Genomic DNA, 18,286 nt, shown 5'->3' with positions numbered 1-18,286 from the left:
TTTCATAAAACCAAATAGAATTTTCTATTTGGTTTCTAACCTTTTTTATTCGTAATTTGGAATATTCAATTTTAGACTAATGAACAAACCGAGTTCTCCCTTCACCAAAGAACAACTACTTCCTCAGGAAGAGATGATTGAAGTAGCTAAACAAAAAGGCAAGCTCTTTATAGGTATTCCTAGAGAGACACATTATCAAGAAAAACGTGTATGTCTGACACCAGATGCTGTTGCCGCACTTACTAGTCATGGTCATCGAGTACTTCTGGAAACCAATGCAGGTATTGGCGCTAGTTTTTCTGATAGAGAATACAGTGAAGCCGGAGCAGAGATCACAAATGACAGAAAAAAGGTTTTCGGATGTCCCATTCTTCTAAAAGTTGAACCTCCTTCTCTGGAAGAACTGGAATTAATCAATCCACAAACGGTACTTATTTCAGCTTTACAATTAAAAACACAATCCAAAAGTTTCTTTCAGGCACTTACCAAAAAACGCATCACAGCATTAGGTTTTGAGTTTATCAGAGATAGTGATGGTGCATATCCGGCAGTGAGAGCTCTCAGTGAAATAGCAGGAACAGCTGCTGTACTGATCGCTTCTGAGTTAATGAGTAGTGCCAGCAGAGGAGGATTAGGTCTTATGATGGGTAATATCAGCGGAGTTCCTCCTGCAGAAGTAGTGATTATCGGAGCAGGAACTGTTGGTGAGTTTGCTGCAAGATCCGCTATTGGATTAGGAGCAAATGTCAAGGTTTTTGATAATTCTATTACAAAATTGAGATGCTTACAAACCAATCTGGGAAGACCCTTATACACCTCGACTATTCAACCTAAAAATCTCATCAAAGCATTGCGAAGATGTGATGTAGTTATTGGTGCTGTTCGAGGAAAAAACCGATCGCCTATTATTGTTTCTGAGGAGATGATAGAAAAAATGAAAACAAAAGCGATTGTTATTGATGTTAGCATTGATATGGGTGGGTGCTTTGAAACCAGTGAAGTTACAACCCACGACAATCCTACTTTTGAAAAACACGGTGTTATCCATTATTGTGTACCTAATATTCCTGCCCGGTATGCCAAAACTTCATCTGCCTCTATCAGTAATATTTTCACCCCTTATTTATTACAAATAGGAGAAGAAGGAGGAGTAGAAAATGCCGTACGTTTCGACAAAGGTCTCAAAAGTGGTCTTTATTTTTACAGAGGAATTTTAACGAACAAATCTGTTGCAGACTGGTTTGATTTATCTTACAGAGATATCAACTTATTAATCATCTAAAAACTAGTTTGATCAATTCCTGAATTTAATTCTAAAAATAAGCTTATAAAAACTACTGCTTTTTATTACTTTTGCGCCAATCGCTATACAAGCAGTTACCATGAAGTTACTACATAGAATTGGATATTATTTAGGAGGATTTGCAATCGGTATTATTTTGTTATTCTTTTTTCTTGGAGGAAAGAAAACTTCTTGTGCATATGGACCGAATGCCCGTGTTCTAAAAAACATAAGAATAAAAGAAAGGGCATTTTCCCCAAGTGTTTTATCTAAAATACAGGCTAAGGAAATCGATACTGCTGATATTTCTGTTTTATTGAACGATGGTAATGTGAATTTTTCCAAAAGCAATACCAAACTAGACTCTTGCAAAACATATTTTATAGAAGGTTTCATCAACGAAAAAGAGATTGAGATGCTTGTTCGGAATTGTGACTCTACCGCCACTATACAACATATAACTCCTATAAAATAATATAAAAAAATCCCTGAAAGCAGCTTCCTTCAGGGAGTCATAAAACATGCTTCCCTTACCACAACACCTCAAAGCATTGGCGGGGTAAGTTCTAAAGTATGTAAATTTCGAATATCGATTAAATCATGGTATTTTTTTACACATCACCCAAAAATCAAATACTTCATCTCCAATAGTAAAAAGATGCTCTCCAATTATCCGGTATTGATATTTTTTATAAAACCGAATTGCTTTCGTGTTTATTTTTAGCACTGACAACCACACTTTTGTAAGCCCTTCCTGCTGGAGCTCATCCAATATAAATTGATGTAACTTTCCTCCTATCCCCTGAGCTATACTATCCGGTGATACATATATTCTTTGCAGTTTACCTACTCCTGTTTTTTCATCAATAAACACTGAAGGAGATGTTGTTTTTACCTTGGCATATGAAATAAGCTGATTTTCTATATATACTACCCAATAGTTATTTTCTTCTTTTGCTACACTCTTAGTTATTTTTTCTTTAGAAAATGCCGTTTTTAAATAATCATCCAGAATCGCTTCTTTTTTAAACAATTTTCTATATGCTATATCAAACGTTCTTCTTCCGAACTCACAAATATTACTCACGTCTTCATGCGTTGCTCTTCTTATTTCTAATGCCACCTCACTTATGATTTATATTATCTATTATTCGCTACATATGTCAATACAGAATCAGGAATTACTATTCCTTCGGCCAGTTTTTCATCTGATTCCGGTCTCCCGGCAACTTGTTTTATCGGAACAACCCCTGCCCAATAATCAGAATTCATATCCGATTTTTCATCAATCACTCCTTCGGCTCTTATTTTAGCAGAAGCTGTATCTATTGTTACTGCAATCACCAAGGTAGCATCGAATTCTTTTTTATTAGGTTTTCGTACACTCTCCCAATGCCCTGCAACCATATGGTTCATTATACATTCTAATGCTTTCATTTTTTCATCAGCATCCTGAACTTCTCTAACTGATCCAAAAACATTTACTGATCTGTAATTCGCAGAATGATGAAATGCAGAACGCGCTAATACCAAACCATCTAAATGTGTTATGGACAGACATACTTTTCCCGTTTCCAAAATACCTCTCATCATCCTGTTTTTTAAAGAACCATGAATATATATAATATCCTTATCCCTTCCATAGGCAGTAGGGATAACAATTGCATTGTTCTCCCATACATATCCAATATTACACATAAAGGTATCATCCAAAATTTGATACACTGTATCCTTCTCATATGTTGCTCTCTTGGACCCTCTTACGACTTTATTTAATGCTGAAACTGAATGATTGCACATAGTTTTATTTTTAAATTCATTACAAAAATAATAGCTTTGTGGACTCTTACATTACCCCAGTTTTTAATTTTATAATAGTCCGGTTATGTTTCCATATAAAAATAGTATCACCATCGATCGCAAAAACAACAGACCCATCTATCTACAATTATGTGATCAAATCATTTCATTCATTAGAGCTGGCAAACTCCCTCCTTCCACCAAACTCCCCGGCTCCAGAAGATTGGCTGATATTTTGGGGATTCATAGAAAAACAATGGTAGCTGCTTTTGACGAATTAATTGCTCAAGGCTGGATTGTTAGCATTCCATCCAAAGGAACTTTTATCAATAGCGAGCTTCCTATTATTTCTCCTGTAAACTTAAATTCTTCGTTCGATGCTAAAAGTAAAAAACAGCTTTCTGGTTTTGATTTTTTTCACAATACGTACATTGATGATACAGATCTTTCTCTCGAAAATGACTTTTATTTGATTGGTGATGGTGTTCCCGACAATCGATTAGCTCCAATCGATGAGATTGCAAAAACATATAGAAATATCAGTAAAAAGGAATACCACAAAAAACTACTGGGGTACAGTTCTATCTATGGAAATAAAGAATTGCGAAAAACCTTAGTCACTTATTTAAATCAAAGTAGAGGGCTTGATATTACAATTGACAATATTTTAATTACCAGAGGAAGTCAAATGGGGCTTTATCTCTCTAGCCAACTTCTGCTACAGCAAGGAAAAACAATTGTTGTCGGAGCAACAAATTACAGTACCGCAGATAACACTTTCGAATATTCCAATGGAAAAATTGAACGCATAAAAGTTGATCAAAACGGGCTGAACACTCAGCAATTAGAGATGATTTGTAAGAAAAAACAAGTAGATGCTGTCTATGTAACTTCTCATCACCATCATCCTACTACCGTTACCCTCTCTGCAGAAAGAAGGATGCATTTATTGTTATTAGCAGAAAAATATTGCTTTGCAATTATAGAGGATGATTATGATTATGACTTTCATTATGAGAATTCTCCTATACTTCCATTAGCCAGTAATGATTATCATGGAAATGTAATCTATATCGGAGCTTTTTCAAAAATAATAGCTCCTGCTATGCGAATAGGATATTTGGTCGCTCCCAAAGATTTTATTCTCGAAGCTGCCAAATTAAGACGAATCATCGATAGACAAGGAGACACTCTCTTAGAAGAAACCCTAGCTACCATGATTAAGGTTGGCGATGTACAACGTCACTGTAATAAGGTAATAAAAATCTACAAACAAAGAAGGGATTTATTCTGTAAACTCTTAAAAGATAAGCTGAGTGACTATTTATCTTTTGATATTCCTAATGGAGGAATGGCGATTTGGGTAACCCTGGATAAAAAATACAATTGGGAACCTATTTCTGTTGAAGCAAAAAAAAGAAAATTATACATAAGTGACTGGAAAAGATATGATATGATCAATTCAGGTCACAATAGTATTCGCCTGGGCTTTGCCTCTTTTAATGAAATAGAGATTCCGATTATTATCGACCGATTACACGAAGCAATTCTTGCGGCTACTACACTATAATTATTATTCTATGATTAAATCATATGGATAGAGTAACCCTTGTAAGTTTTGATTTGAAAATATTGCTTTTTTCAGAGAATTATTCTGAGGATTAACCTGATAATTATACGCTTCCCTAAAATCTACTTTATCTAAAACTGTTTCCGAGAAAACCGCATTTTCCAAATTAGATTTCTTAAATACCGAAGATGTGAGATCTGCATTAGAAAAATCTGCCTCCGTGAGATTACAATTATCAAAAACTGTATGCCTTAATTTTCTATAAACAAAGGTACTGTATTCCAAAGTAGAATTTTTAAATATCACAGAGAACAACAAGTCATCTACCTCAGAGAAATCAACTCCTACTAACTTGCAATTCTGAAAAATTACCTCCTTAAGTGCTATCTTTTTCATCACCACTTGTGTAAAATTGCAATTCTCAAAGGTGCAGTCTAAAAATGAAATATTCGAAAAATTATGTGACGAAAAAATACAGGTATCAAACACACATCCATCATATTCTGTCCCCTTCATTTTCTGAACAGAAAAATCAACACCTTTATAAGTTTCATCTATACACATGCCTCTTAATTAATTCTCCAGGGAGGATTTTTTCTATTGACGCCTCCGTAAAACAGAATAATCCGATTCCCATCCGGATCCCGGAGTCTTGCTTCGCGCCACAAATAAGACTGATCTGTTGGCAACTCATCAAAGGATATCCCTGCTTCAATAAGTCTTTTCACCTCCTCATCCAGTCTTTCTGTTTCAAAATAAACAATTACTCCTTCTCCTGATAATAAAGAGTCTACCAAATGAACGGAAAAAGTAGCATCGCCTTCGAGACACTCAAAACGAGCATATCTAGGCAATGCTTCTACTATTAGTTTTAGCCCCAACTTTTTATAAAATGATACTGATTGCTCTACATTTAAAGATGGAACTGTTACCTGATTCAGGTTCATATAACTTATAATTTTCTTCTTTTCTTTTCTCTGGAAAGAAGATCAAGCTCTCTACTTGTTTGTCCAGCTACAGAGGTATTTTCTTCTGCCCTTCTTATCAAATACGGCATTACATCTCTTACCGGACCAAATGGCAAATACTTAGCAATGTTATACCCTTCTGCCGCGACATTAAAACTGATATGATCACTCATTCCATACAACTGACCAAACCAAACATTAGGGTCATTTTTAGTAATTCCCTTTTCATCCATAATATTCATTGCCAACACCGTGCTATGCTCATTATGAGTCCCTATAAACACAGAGATATCTTCAATATTATCTAAAATATAACGCAATGTCGTATCAAAGTTAACATCTGTCGCTTCTTTATTTACACAGATTGGCGAAGTATATCCTTTTTCTTTTGCTCGCTCATTTTCTTTTTCCATATAAGCGCCGCGAACTATCTTCATCCCTATCTTGAATCCGTATACACGTGCTTCTTCATGCAATCGTTTTAGGTACTCTAATCTATCATGACGATATAACTGCAAGGTATTATAAACAATTGCTTTTTCCTTATTGTATTTTTTCATCATTTTAGCGACCAAATCATCTGCCGCATCCTGCATCCAACTTTCTTCTGCGTCAATAAGCAATGGCAAATCTGCATCATATGCTCTTTTACAAACAGCATCAAAACGCGCTTCAATACGCTCCCACTCCTGTTGTTCTTCTTCTGTTAATTTTTCTCCTTCGGTTATTTTCTGCCAAACCAAGAATCTTCCAAAACCAGTCGGTTTAAATACTCCAAAAGGAATTGCTTTTTTATCAGCTGCAAAATCTACAATTTCCAGAATTTTCTCCAACGCGCTATCGAATTGTGCTTCTTCTTCTTTTCCTTCTACTGAATAATCCAATACCGAACTAACTCCTTTTCCATACATTTTATCCACCACGGGAATACAATCTGATTCATTAACACCTCCACAAAAGTGATCAAAAACGGTCGCTCTGATTAACCCTTGAACAGGTAAATGTGCTTTTAACGCAAAATTTGTTACCGCCGTTCCTATGCGTACCAATGGTTCATTAGAAATCATTTTAAAAAGAAAATAAGCTCTCTCTAATTCTGAATCGCTTTTTAATGCAAAAGCTGTTTCCGTATTATCAAAAATCTTTACTTGTTTCATCAAAATAACAATTTTGTCTTCCTAGGGTTAAAAATTTTATGTGTTTATCAAAAAAACACCCAAACAAATGACAATTTCATATGTTTGGATTATTATCTGCAAATATAGAACTTGAAAGTTTATTTTATTATAAATTCTATTTATTTTCACACCTTCTTAAAATTAATATCAATCTATGAAACCTATAGTTTCTAAAGACTCTATTGTCTACTTTAATGAAGACTGTTATACTGCCTTAAATTCCTACCTGGAAAAAGCAAATCATTCTACTATTTTTATTTTAGTAGACAGCAATACCCATGAGTACTGCTTACCTACCTTTATGAGTAAAATAGAAAAAAGCTACTCCATTGAAGTAATTGAAATTGAGGCAGGGGAAATCCATAAAACGATTGAAACCTGTAGCGGGGTATGGAATGTACTTTCTGAGCTTGGAGCTGATAGAAAAAGTCTGTTGATCAATCTTGGAGGAGGTGTTGTTACAGATCTAGGTGGTTTTGTAGCCTGTACTTTCAAAAGAGGAATTAATTACATCAATATCCCCACTACACTATTATCTATGGTAGATGCTTCTGTAGGAGGAAAAACAGGAGTTGACCTAGGGAACCTTAAAAATATGGTGGGGGTCATCAGTGAATCTGAAATGGTACTTGTAGACACGAACTATCTAGGAACATTGCCCGCAGAACAAATGAGAAGTGGTCTGGCCGAAATGTTAAAACACGGTCTGATCAAAGATCAAACATATTGGAAAAAAATGAGTGATCTCTCGAAACTTACTACTGAAGATCTCGATCTCCTTATCTACGATTCTGTTATCATCAAAAATGAGATTGTAACCATAGATCCTACAGAACAAAATATAAGGAAATTCCTTAACTACGGTCATACAATAGGGCATGCGATAGAATCTTTTTACTTAACTCACCCTGATCTTCCTACATTATTGCATGGAGAGGCTATTGCTATAGGTATGATCATGGAAGGTTTTTTATCTCATCATCTGTTAGACCTCTCCAAGGAAGCACTGTCTGAAATCACGGAAATTATCTTGCAAACTTTTCCCAAAGTATCAATCCCTAAGCAATATGAGCAAGAAATCATCAATTTATTAATTCACGATAAGAAAAATGAAAACGGCACTATTTATTTTGTATTGCTAAACAAAATCGGAGAAGCCACTTATAACTGTAATGTTCCCAATGATTTAATACAAAAATCATTCGAATACTACGGTAATATAACAACATAATTATCATTGGTGACATTGGTTATTTAATCAATTTTGAATAATTTTAAGAGCAACTATAAACTCTTAAACCATACTCAATTGAAAAAAAGACTTATCAAACTTGTCGCATATTTTTTAGGAAGTCTTTTTGTTCTTTTGTTAGCAACTGCTGGTATTATTTATGTTTCTTTGCATAAAAAAATCCCAGAAGGGACTCCTGGTAATGAAGCAGATACTATTGCCATAAAAATACAAGATGCTGTACATCATACAGCGTACTTAAATACAGATTACATACAATGGACTTTCTTAAACAAGCACCATTATTTATGGAACAAAAAAATGAATATTGTAGATGTAAGATGGGGTGACTATGAAGTTAATCTACATCTTAATAATCTGAAAAAAAGTACTGTTTTTGAAAATAACATTCCCTTCACCTCACTTATAAAAGAAGAAATCTTACAAAAAGCATTAACATATTTCTATAATGACTCTTTTTGGATTGTTGCTCCCCATAAATTATTTGATGAAGGCACAACCAGAAAAGTAGTTTCTTTAGAAAATGGTAGCAAAGGACTCCTTGTTACTTATACTGCCGGGGGATTAACCCCAGGAGACTCTTATCTATGGAAATATAATGATGCATACCTCCCGACTAGTTTTATAATGTGGGCATCCATACTACCTATTGGAGGAATTGAAGCTACCTGGGAAAACTGGACATATACAGATAGTGGTGCTTACTTTTCATCAACACATAAAATTTTAGGTTTTGGAATACCCATCAGTAACCTCAAAGCCTGGAATGATTAGAAAAACAAGCTGATATAAAATTTATACAATACAATCAATAAGGTAACTGATATTACATTCAAGATAAACCCTACACGAACCATTTCTGATACCTTAACATAACCACTGGCAAATACAATAGCATTCGGAGGTGTCGCCATTGGTAGCATAAACGCACAACTTGCAGCCATTGTGACCGGGATCAACATGTATAATATAGGTTCTCCCATTCCTGCTGCAATTCCAGCTACTACAGGTACAAAAATAGCCACCAATGCTACATTGCTCATTAATTCAGTCATAAACAACATAACCACAATAAGCAACGACACTACTAATAAGCTACTAATTCCTGTGTATGTAGAAATTAATGATGCAATATCCTGGATAATTCCAACTTTTGATAAACCACTAGCTAATGCCAATCCTCCTCCGAATAAGATCAAAATTCCCCAAGGTAATTTTTCTGTATCCCTCCATTGAAGTGCAAATTCTCCTTTAGAAAAACCAAAAGGAATCACAAATAAACACAATGCACCAATCATACTAATCCCGGTATCAGTAAGGTGTAAACCTGGAAAAGTAGCATTAATCCCTGTTCGACTAATCCATAAAGAAATGACAATACAAAAAATCCAAAGCACTTTTTTTTCTGTAGGGTTCACTCTCCCTAACTTTTCTGCTTCTTCCTTTAATACACTTGCCGATCCATCGAAATGATCTAAATGATTCGGAAACATCCATTTTACGACAACGAAATAAACGACACTAATCATTACCGCAGAAAAAGGCAATGCTAATAACATCCAATTGATAAATGAAATTTCTATTTGATATTCATTTTCTAAAAAACCAACTAAAATAGAATTTGGAGGAGTTCCAATAATGGTTGCAACACCTCCTACATTAGCAGAAAATGCAATTCCCAGCATAATACTCAATGCAAAATTCCTGTCATTCTTAGTAAAACCATCTTCATCATTAATCAGTAATTGAATAACGGATAATGCCATAGGTAACATTACTACTGTACTAGCAGTATTACTAATCCACATACTCATAAAAGCTGTAGAAATCATAAACCCCAAAATGATTTTATTAGGGCTTGTCCCTGTCAACCGGATAATAAACAGTGCTATTCTTTTATGCAGATTTACCTTCTCCAATGCTAATGCCATTACAAATCCTCCAAAAAATAAAAAAACAATAGGGCTACCATAGCTCTGTGCCACCTCTTTTATATCAGAAATTCCTAATAACGGGAATAGTATTAAAGGCAAAAAAGCTGTTACAGAAATAGAAACAGCTTCTGATATCCACCAAATAACCATCCAGGCAGCAACAGATACAACCTTATCCGCAAGTGGAGAAACCAATTCATACGGTTGTAACATCAATAGTAAGTATACTAAAGGACCTAAAAGTAATCCTGCTTTTTTATAAATTGTATATTTCATAATGATTTATCAAGAAAAGTTTATCTGCTGCCAGCTACTATTTACTTTTGCTACCAACAAAATTCTGTGACTTGTTTTTGAAAAGCACATTAAATGTTGTCAAGCTACCATATATTCTGGTTATATACTGCTGTAGATCTATTTTCTCTTTTTCATCTAATCCAGAACTATTAATTTTTTGTTCCATCACCCGTAATCTATCACGCACCATTACTATTTTATGAAAGAAAGTATCTATTGGCAATTCCTTAGGGGATAAATTAGTATCTCCAGGTTCTAAAATAAGATTACCACCCTTCCATTTATCTGCTATCGGAACAATTTCTGAAACATCACTATAGCGCTTTAACACATCCCTCAGGATTCGTTCTACATCACTAAAACTTACACTATCCACCTCATCTTCTACTCCTTCTATAACCTCAAACTCATCCTCTATTTCAATTGTTTCCAACCCATTATCTATAAAAGTTACCCAATACATTCTGGATGTTACATTTGTTACCACTCCTAATCCATACGTTGGATGTTTTATTCTGGAACCTATTCCTAATATCATTTTTTCTGTGTTTTTAAGCTAAAATAATAACAATATCTTATTTTTAAAATTGTTTTTTTAGAAGGAGAAATCTTTCCAAAAATAAAGCGAGGGACTCCCTCGCTTTACTCTATCCGTTGAAGAAAATAATTTAGTTTTTGACAATCTTTTCTACGATCTCATGCCCATCAATTTTGATGGAAACAAAATAAATCCCTTTTGATAAACCGTTCATATAAATCTTCTTCTTTGCAATCCCCTGATTGTTAGCAACCACATCAATACGGTTAACTATTTTTCCTGTTTCATTCTTGATAATAACTTCTTTTTTTTCTTTTTTAGTCAGTGCTATTTCTATTTCAAAAACATCCCCTACAGGATTCGGGTATATAACTACTTTTTTAGTATTTCTTATCTTTCTCAGTTGTACAGACCTAAAACAGTTCCCCTGCACCACAAAATTCCGTTCATTACAGGTAACTGTAAAATCTGCTATAATATCCACCGGAGATTTTTTAACAACCCATCTGGTACCTGAGAAAGGAGTATAACGGATTCTTTCTCCAGATCGTACATATGTCTTAGGAACAAGATACCCCTCATTATACCAAAATAATCTTACGGTACAATTAGTATTATTCATAAAAGTTACCTCTACCGGATCTCCTATTTCACACCCATTAGGATTCGAAGAACATGTAGCTTGTGTTTCATACATCACTTTTCCGCATTTTATAACAAAGGATTCCACTACCTCGGTAAATGTTTTTTTCACCAACCAGTTTACACCAATTTTAGTAACATAGGATACTGTTTGCCCTGGATCAACAAAGTCTCTTGGTGTCAACACTCCGTTTTCATCAGAAACGTATCGCACACGACATTGGGTAGTGTTTTTAAACGTTACTTTTACGGAACTTCCCACAGAACAATCTCCTCCTCCCGGATCTGTAGTATCACAGTTCTTAACACAATGAGAATTATCAATATGATACCGTATGACATTGCCAGGCTGTCTACCAAACCCTTTAGACAAGTTTACTCCTACATTATAATTCAGGTGGCAATAGCTCATAATAGTTCCCCCATTTCTTGGCATCGGACCTCTTCTGCAATAACCTTCCGGAGGCTGGCAACCATCGATAGGAGTATCATTCCCGTTCCACACACAAGCGTGTGTATGATCTGAACCAAAATTATGCCCTAACTCATGAGCTATAACAGATACTGTCCACGAATAGGTAGGTACATTTTGATAATTACTTTCAATTCCGGAGACTCCATATCTCTGAGGACCACATAAAGCTTGTAACCAGGCAACTCCTCCTGAATGATTATATGTTACATAATGCCCTAAATCTCCATTCAACCCATGACGGTTTTTATAATATGTATATGCATCTATCCCTGAAAAAGGCTCAGGTCGTGTCCAAACATTAATTCCTGATAATTTCAATGTTATTCCTTCATTTTGATACAAAACAGCTACTTGATTAAACACATTCTGTATGAAAGAAGATGCATTTTCTACTCCACCTTTATGCTTATATATGGAAAAACCTACATCAAAAAATATCTTAGGACATCTTTTTACACTACCATTCTTAGCTGAAGATTGTCGTTCATAATTTAGCTGCTCTTCGGTATATTTTTCCACGCGTTCTTGTACATCACACGAAAAATTTTGGTATTTGATCAAGTCTTTATCTTCATATATGATATACTCCTTACTCTTATCCAAAGCGCCAATTACTATATTTCCTTGTTCCCCTTCAACACTTATAATACCGGATACACTATTATTTGACAAACTTATTGCAGCTACAGAGTTTTCTTTCCCCTTTACAATACCTCTGTAATATGTCTTATTTTGATCTATTTTGTATTCTTTGCCAGAAGGCATCTCTACAATTTTAAAATCATCTGAAACTAATTCTTCTTTTATTAATTCCAAATCAATTGAAGAATCTCCTCTTGGTATTTTCAGACGTATTGTTCTTAATTCTTTATTTATAAGTTTTTTTAAAGAACTCTTTTTGAAAGAAAACAAAGTGTAGTTTTTAAGCTCATTTGGTATTGGGTTGCTTTTCTCAGAAATCTCTTTTTTTGCAAAAATATCAACCTCTTCAAATAAACTTCCTATCTTTTTTTCATGGTGTATTCGCTCCTGAATACGCATTGAAGTACTCTGCGCATTTATGACTGCATGACAGCCTATTATCAGCATTACTAAATATCTCATGTTTTGTGTGTTTTTATGTTTTTAGTATTTCACTTTCTCATAATTTTTTAACTAACTCAACTAGCTAAAATTCGGGCGAAACTAGTAAAACTATTCCTACAAAAAAGAAGATATCTAGTACTATATCATAACATTAACTAAAATGAAATTTTCTTAACACGATATTTTGTTAACAACACTTTCATAATTATTAAATATTCAAAAATTACTGTTAAACCGTAAAAAAGGCGAAGTATATACTTCGCCTTTTCTATTATGGGACCATATTTTCTAAAAAGATTATTTCACAAAAACCTTTTTAGTGAGCGTCTGTTTTGTATTGGTTACCTGAACAAAATAGATTCCTGCAGATAACTTACTAACATCAATTGTTTTTACCACTAAACCATCTGGTGGTGTATCTAATGACATAACTTCTAATGTTCTTCCATTTATATCTTTAATTCTGATATGAGAAGATTTAACTCCAAGATTACTTATCTCTAATGTAAGAAGATCATCAACTGGATTAGGATATGCTTTGATACTAAATTCCTTAGCTATATCCAGATCATCAAATGATGTGAACTCAGTAGAGAACGCATTTCTAGATCCTCCACAAGTACCAATTCTTCTCCATCCAGAAGCTGTTAATTCATATAAACTTCCTCTGTAAGTAACTTTATCTCCTATAGAATATACTGTACCTGGAGAATAAGGTCTTACTCCATCACAAGGATCATTTGTAGATGTACAAGGTCCTAGGTTTCTCCATCCGGAAGCTGTTAACTCATACAAGCTTCCTCTGTAAGTAACTCGATCTCCTATAGAATACACAGTACCTGGAGTATAAGGTCTAACCCCGTCACAATTACCTCCTGGTCCGCCTCCACAGGATCCTGAAGAGGTATATTCCGTTTGATTACATGTAATAGAGAAGTTATCCTTAGTCTCTCCGGAAGACTTTTTAGCCTGCCAGTTACTTCCTACTGTTGTATTTGCTCTATAGGTACCTCCTGCATTAGCTGACCCTTTACGAACATTATTCTCATAATACTCTAGTGTACAGTCTGAGCTATTTCTAAAGGTTACAGATACCGGATCTCCTGTATTACACCCACCTCCATCACAAGACTGTAAACAACTTGCTCTGGCAATAGCATTATGAATAACGTTTTTAGGCTGTGTTCCAAATCCTTTGTTAAAGTTCACTCCCACACTTGTTTGTGGGCAATAACTCATGATTGTTCCTCCACCTGAAGGAAGTCCTGGTAATCGACAATTACCTTCTACACGACCAGCACACCCGTCAATAGCAGTGTTGTTTCCATTCCATACACACGCATGCGTATGTCTAGATCCAACATTATGTCCTATTTCATGAGAAAGAAGGAAAACATCAAAAGAATAAGTAGGTACATTACTGAAAGATCCTTTTATTCCTGAAATAGCTCCTCTACGTCTGGAGTTACAAAAGGTTCCGAATCCTCCGGCGATACCACCACCTAATCCATAAGATACATAATGACCTAAATCACCATTAATACCATTTTGATTTAAATATGCCAAGTAGTTATCTAAGTTTCTACTCATATTTTGACCATCTGCATTAAATGGTGTGTTTGTTGTCCAAGCTTTTGTTCCAGATAATTTTAATGCAATATTATCATTCGCATATAGTGCAATCACCTGATTAAATAAGCTTTGCATAAAGTTAGTTGCTTGCTGAGCTCCTCCTTTATCATTTACAACATTACGTCCGATATCAAAAAATATCTTTACACATTTAGCTGCAGCTTTACTATTAGAAGGCTCTTTTAAGTCTTCTGCAGTATACCCTTTGGCATCATCTTCTACTTGACATCCAAGTTCATATAAATGCCCCATCTGCTTATCCTTATAAATGATGTGGTTTTTACTGTTTTTTACTTCTCCTAAAACAATATTACCGTGTTCACCACCTACACTGATAAAACCTCCTACTTTTTGACCATAAAAACTAATAGCTACTAAAGAATTAGAATTACCTTTTACAATTCCTCTATAGTGTGCTACATCTTTATTACGTGGCAACACTCTCCCTGAAGGCATTTCTATCGCCTGATAATCATCAGTAAAAATGTCTACTTTTACTAAGTCTAATGACATGGCTGATTTTTGTCCTGGTACAGAAATATTCATTGTCTCAGGAAAATCTCCTCTCATTGACTTCATTTTACTTTCATCAACAGTAAATAGGGAATACTCAGTCAGTTCTTTAGGGAGTTCTACATTACTTTTTTGTTGGTCACTTAAAGAAAAAAGCTCTACATGGTTAAATTTCGCGCCCGAGGATTTTTGTTGGGCTACCAGTTCACTGGGTTTTTGAAGTTGTGTTTGCGAAAAGCTCATCACCGTAAAAAAGGCAATGGCAATCATTACAAATCGTTTCATTATTTTAAGTTTTAATTTTTGAATTTTTACCTTTTTTATAATTCTGGCCCCATAAACCGATTATGGAAAAAATTCAAAAGAGTTTGTGTACCACAAAGTTACGAACTAAAAACCTGACCTAAAACACTCCCACTAAATAGTATTAATATACTGGCTGAATTCATATAAACAGCATTTTATTTTGTCTATTCTTCCCTTTAGAGTATTTAATCCTATTACACATTAACAAACAAAGCAACTTAACTCATTAATTTACAATTAATTCAAGCCCCCTATATCTATACATATATTTACAAAAAAAAAGCTGTCTTATAAAAAGACAGCTTTTTCAGGGCCGTGTAAATTATTTTTAATTACCTTTTATTGGATAAATACCTTTTTAGTAATTGTTTTCTTAGTATTTGTCACCTGTATAAAGTACATACCTGTCGACAACTTGCTTACATCTATCCTTTGTGTCATTACTCCACTTGGTGGGGTACTTAACTCAATAGATTTTAATGCTCTTCCATTCATATCTTTAATTTTGATATGAGAAGAGTTTGTACCAAGATTACTGATTTCTAAATTAATAAATTCATTTGCCGGATTCGGATATGCTAACAATCTAAACTCATTAGCTGTAATCTCTCCATCTAATGGAGGCATTGAAACAATGGTATTTCTGGTACTTCCGCATCTTCCTAAATTTCTCCATCCTGTAGCCGTTTTTTCGAATAAACTACCTTGATATGTTACTCGATCTCCTACAGAGTAAGTAGTTCCTGCTGACCAAGGTCTAACTCCATCACATGGATCGTTTGAAGTTGTACAGGCACCTAAGTTCTTCCATCCTGTCGCAGTTTTCTCAAATAGATTTCCTCTATATGTCACTCGATCTCCTACGGAGTAAGTAGTTCCTGCTGACCATGGGCTAACCCCATCACAGTTACCTCCTGTTCCCCCTCCACAAGACCCGGAAGAAGAATAAGTTGTTTGATTACAAACAATTGAGAAATTATCCACTGTAGCTCCTGACGATTTTTTGGCTTGCCAGCTATTTCCTACTCTTGTATTTGCTCTATAGGTACCTCCCGCATTAGCAGAACCTTTACGAGTATTATTCTCATAATACTCTAATGTACAGTCTGTATTATTTCTAAAGGTTACGGATACCTGATCTCCTGTATTACATCCTCCACCATCACAACTTTGCACACAGCTAGCTCTATTAATGAAATTACGCATTACATTTGCTGGTTGAGATCCAAATCCTTTATTAAAATTGATTCCTGCCCCTGTCAAATGGCAATAGCTCATAATTGTACCTCCACCGGAAGGAATTGCCGGTTTTGCACATCCTCCTTCTGTAGTATAGCAACCATCAATGGCTGTATTGTTTCCGTTCCATACACAGGCATGCGTATGATTAGATCCAAAATTATGTCCTAATTCATGCGCTATTACTCCAACTGTCCATGAATATGTAGGAACGTTGCTATAGTTTTTATTAATTCCTGATAACCCATACTTACGAGAGCCACATAAAGCACTTAACCAGGCTACCCCTCCAGAATAGTTATAGGTAACAAAGTGTCCTAAATCTCCATTAAAGCTATTTTGATTCCTGTAGCTTCTAAAATTATCAAGATTACTAAATGGCGTAGACGATGTCCACACTTTCATTCCTGATAATTTGATGGATATATTTTCATTCGCGTATAATACTGCTACCTGATTAAATACAGCCTGAATAAAATTGGTTGCTCCCTGGCTACCTCCTTTATCATTAACAATATCATTTCCTACATCAAAAAATATTCTGGGACATTTTGCTGCCGCTTTGTTATTAGTATCTCCTCCAAATAACTCTTCTTTGGTATAGCTTTTTACTTGTCCTTCCATTCTACACGCAAAATCGTTCAGATGGCTAATCGCATTATCTTTATAGAGGATATGGCTTTTATTATTATCCATCTTCCCCATTACGATATTACCAGTCTCTTCTCCTACGCTAATGATTCCTGACATTTGATCACCAAAAAAGCTGACAGCTGCGATAGAATTAGGCTTTCCTTTTACAATCCCTCTATAGTGTACAATATCACTATTGGTTTGCAATACTTTTCCTGATGGCATTTCTATAGCCTGAAAATCATCTGTTGCAATGTCTACCTTAACTAAATCAAGGGACATAGATGATTTTTGACCTGGAATAGGTAAGTTCATTGTTTCAGGTCTTTTAGACTTGAAAGACTTCATAGCACTTTGATCAAAAGAAAACAAGGTAAATTCCTTTAGCTCTTTAGGGAGTTGAGCATTACTTTTTTGATCATTTACGGTGGTAAAAAGTTTGACTTGTTGAAAATTCGAACCCGAAGATTTTTGTTGGGCTACCAGTTCACTGGGCTTTTGTAGTTGTGTTTGCGAAAAGCTCATTACCGTAAAAAAGGCAATGGCTATCATTACAATACGTTTCATTATGTTTAAGTTTTAATTTTGAATCTCAGGCAACAATAAATCCGGCCCCAGGTAAGTATTAATCGCCATAAAATCCAAAAGAGTTTGTGTATCACAAAGTTACAAACTTAAATCCAGCTCTAAAATACTGCTAACAAATAATATAAAAATACTGCTTGGTGTACATCTAATAGAATTTTATTTCATTTTATTAGATAATGAAAAGTTTTTTTACCTGTGCTATTTTAACATCCTAAAAATACGCTATCTCTTTTTCCTAGTCTCAAAACAAGTAATTACTAACGTTGATAAGGAAAGATTCCTCTTATTAATTTTTTATGTTTTCCATTTCCTCTTCTAACCAACAAATGTGGTAATGTATTCATTATTAAAAA

General features: G+C 34.7%; 15 protein-coding genes. 5 read left to right on the top strand and 10 right to left on the bottom strand.

Annotated elements, in window-relative coordinates:
• Positions 1-79: 79 nt before the first annotated feature.
• Entirely contained in the window at positions 80-1,282 is a 1,203-nt protein-coding gene (locus HN014_RS16765; protein WP_176030003.1) for an alanine dehydrogenase, read from the top strand.
• Between the two features lie 100 nt (positions 1,283-1,382).
• On the top strand, positions 1,383-1,757 hold the full coding sequence (locus HN014_RS16760; protein ID WP_176030002.1) for a DUF4258 domain-containing protein: 375 nt from the start codon (positions 1,383-1,385) through the stop codon (positions 1,755-1,757).
• Positions 1,758-1,880: 123 nt separating this feature from the next.
• Here the strand turns inward: HN014_RS16760 and HN014_RS16755 are convergent, their stop codons facing one another.
• Both HN014_RS16755 and HN014_RS16750 read right to left on the bottom strand, forming a co-directional pair.
• Complete coding sequence (locus tag HN014_RS16755; protein ID WP_176030001.1) at positions 1,881-2,405, bottom strand: GNAT family N-acetyltransferase; 525 nt, start codon at positions 2,403-2,405, stop codon at positions 1,881-1,883.
• Positions 2,406-2,422: 17 nt separating this feature from the next.
• On the bottom strand, positions 2,423-3,082 hold the full coding sequence (locus HN014_RS16750; protein WP_176030000.1) for a pyridoxamine 5'-phosphate oxidase family protein: 660 nt from the start codon (positions 3,080-3,082) through the stop codon (positions 2,423-2,425).
• Between the two features lie 85 nt (positions 3,083-3,167).
• Here HN014_RS16750 and HN014_RS16745 point away from each other — a divergent pair, with 85 nt between their 5' ends.
• Positions 3,168-4,652 carry a PLP-dependent aminotransferase family protein gene (locus tag HN014_RS16745; RefSeq protein ID WP_176029999.1) on the top strand — a complete coding sequence of 495 codons (1,485 nt, stop codon included), beginning with the start codon at positions 3,168-3,170 and terminating at the stop codon, positions 4,650-4,652.
• 3 nt (positions 4,653-4,655) lie between these two features.
• Here the strand turns inward: HN014_RS16745 and HN014_RS16740 are convergent, their stop codons facing one another.
• Genes HN014_RS16740 through HN014_RS16730 form a run of 3 tightly spaced genes read right to left on the bottom strand, consistent with a single transcriptional unit; the run spans position 4,656 to position 6,777 of the window.
• Positions 4,656-5,216 carry a pentapeptide repeat-containing protein gene (locus tag HN014_RS16740; RefSeq protein ID WP_176029998.1) on the bottom strand — a complete coding sequence of 187 codons (561 nt, stop codon included), beginning with the start codon at positions 5,214-5,216 and terminating at the stop codon, positions 4,656-4,658.
• A 5-nt stretch (positions 5,217-5,221) separates the two neighbouring features.
• The gene (locus tag HN014_RS16735; RefSeq protein WP_176029997.1) at positions 5,222-5,599 is read right to left on the bottom strand and encodes a VOC family protein; all 378 of its coding nucleotides are present in this window, start codon (positions 5,597-5,599) and stop codon (positions 5,222-5,224) included.
• 5 nt (positions 5,600-5,604) lie between these two features.
• On the bottom strand, positions 5,605-6,777 hold the full coding sequence (locus HN014_RS16730) for a proline dehydrogenase family protein (protein ID WP_176029996.1): 1,173 nt from the start codon (positions 6,775-6,777) through the stop codon (positions 5,605-5,607).
• A 175-nt stretch (positions 6,778-6,952) separates the two neighbouring features.
• Here HN014_RS16730 and aroB point away from each other — a divergent pair, with 175 nt between their 5' ends.
• Together aroB and HN014_RS16720 are read left to right on the top strand one after the other, a co-directional pair.
• Positions 6,953-8,029 (top strand): 3-dehydroquinate synthase, encoded by a 1,077-nt coding sequence (gene aroB, locus HN014_RS16725; protein WP_176029995.1) that lies wholly within the window; start codon positions 6,953-6,955, stop codon positions 8,027-8,029.
• 78 nt (positions 8,030-8,107) lie between these two features.
• Positions 8,108-8,824 (top strand): hypothetical protein, encoded by a 717-nt coding sequence (locus tag HN014_RS16720; protein ID WP_176029994.1) that lies wholly within the window; start codon positions 8,108-8,110, stop codon positions 8,822-8,824.
• Here the strand turns inward: HN014_RS16720 and HN014_RS16715 are convergent.
• The 5 genes from HN014_RS16715 to HN014_RS16695 all read right to left on the bottom strand — a co-directional run bounded on the left by HN014_RS16715 (position 8,821) and on the right by HN014_RS16695 (position 17,912).
• Entirely contained in the window at positions 8,821-10,260 is a 1,440-nt protein-coding gene (locus HN014_RS16715) for a DASS family sodium-coupled anion symporter (protein WP_176029993.1), read from the bottom strand. The two genes, HN014_RS16720 and HN014_RS16715, sit on opposite strands and share 4 nt — an antisense overlap.
• A 37-nt stretch (positions 10,261-10,297) precedes the next feature.
• A complete protein-coding gene (locus tag HN014_RS16710) occupies positions 10,298-10,819 on the bottom strand; it encodes a hypothetical protein (RefSeq protein ID WP_176029992.1) in 522 nt (173 codons plus the stop codon).
• 130 nt (positions 10,820-10,949) lie between these two features.
• Positions 10,950-13,040 (bottom strand): M12 family metallo-peptidase, encoded by a 2,091-nt coding sequence (locus HN014_RS16705; RefSeq protein ID WP_176029991.1) that lies wholly within the window; start codon positions 13,038-13,040, stop codon positions 10,950-10,952.
• Positions 13,041-13,319: 279 nt separating this feature from the next.
• Positions 13,320-15,452: a M12 family metallo-peptidase gene (locus HN014_RS16700; RefSeq protein WP_176029990.1), complete on the bottom strand. Its 2,133-nt coding sequence runs from the start codon at positions 15,450-15,452 to the stop codon at positions 13,320-13,322.
• Positions 15,453-15,812: 360 nt separating this feature from the next.
• Entirely contained in the window at positions 15,813-17,912 is a 2,100-nt protein-coding gene (locus tag HN014_RS16695) for a M12 family metallo-peptidase (protein ID WP_176029989.1), read from the bottom strand.
• Positions 17,913-18,286 lie beyond the last annotated feature (374 nt).

Origin of the sequence: Aquimarina sp. TRL1, from assembly GCF_013365535.1 — a bacterium.
GTDB lineage: Bacteria > Bacteroidota > Bacteroidia > Flavobacteriales > Flavobacteriaceae > Aquimarina > Aquimarina hainanensis.
The sequence above is the reverse complement of the archived record's forward strand: the minus strand, read 5'-3'. Positions and strand labels throughout refer to the sequence as shown.

Bases quoted from the DNA above. Each gene is read 5' to 3' on its own strand.
- HN014_RS16740 (WP_176029998.1), bottom strand. From the start codon at position 5,216: ATGTGTATAGATGAAACTTATAAAGGTGTTGATTTTTCTGTTCAGAAA.
- HN014_RS16745 (WP_176029999.1), top strand. From the start codon at position 3,168: ATGTTTCCATATAAAAATAGTATCACCATCGATCGCAAAAACAACAGA.
- HN014_RS16715 (WP_176029993.1), bottom strand. From the start codon at position 10,260: ATGAAATATACAATTTATAAAAAAGCAGGATTACTTTTAGGTCCTTTA.
- HN014_RS16765 (WP_176030003.1), top strand. From the start codon at position 80: ATGAACAAACCGAGTTCTCCCTTCACCAAAGAACAACTACTTCCTCAG.
- HN014_RS16750 (WP_176030000.1), bottom strand. From the start codon at position 3,082: ATGTGCAATCATTCAGTTTCAGCATTAAATAAAGTCGTAAGAGGGTCC.
- HN014_RS16700 (WP_176029990.1), bottom strand. From the start codon at position 15,452: ATGAAACGATTTGTAATGATTGCCATTGCCTTTTTTACGGTGATGAGC.
- aroB (WP_176029995.1), top strand. From the start codon at position 6,953: ATGAAACCTATAGTTTCTAAAGACTCTATTGTCTACTTTAATGAAGAC.
- HN014_RS16730 (WP_176029996.1), bottom strand. From the start codon at position 6,777: ATGAAACAAGTAAAGATTTTTGATAATACGGAAACAGCTTTTGCATTA.
- HN014_RS16695 (WP_176029989.1), bottom strand. From the start codon at position 17,912: ATGAAACGTATTGTAATGATAGCCATTGCCTTTTTTACGGTAATGAGC.
- HN014_RS16760 (WP_176030002.1), top strand. From the start codon at position 1,383: ATGAAGTTACTACATAGAATTGGATATTATTTAGGAGGATTTGCAATC.
- HN014_RS16705 (WP_176029991.1), bottom strand. From the start codon at position 13,040: ATGAGATATTTAGTAATGCTGATAATAGGCTGTCATGCAGTCATAAAT.
- HN014_RS16710 (WP_176029992.1), bottom strand. From the start codon at position 10,819: ATGATATTAGGAATAGGTTCCAGAATAAAACATCCAACGTATGGATTA.
- HN014_RS16735 (WP_176029997.1), bottom strand. From the start codon at position 5,599: ATGAACCTGAATCAGGTAACAGTTCCATCTTTAAATGTAGAGCAATCA.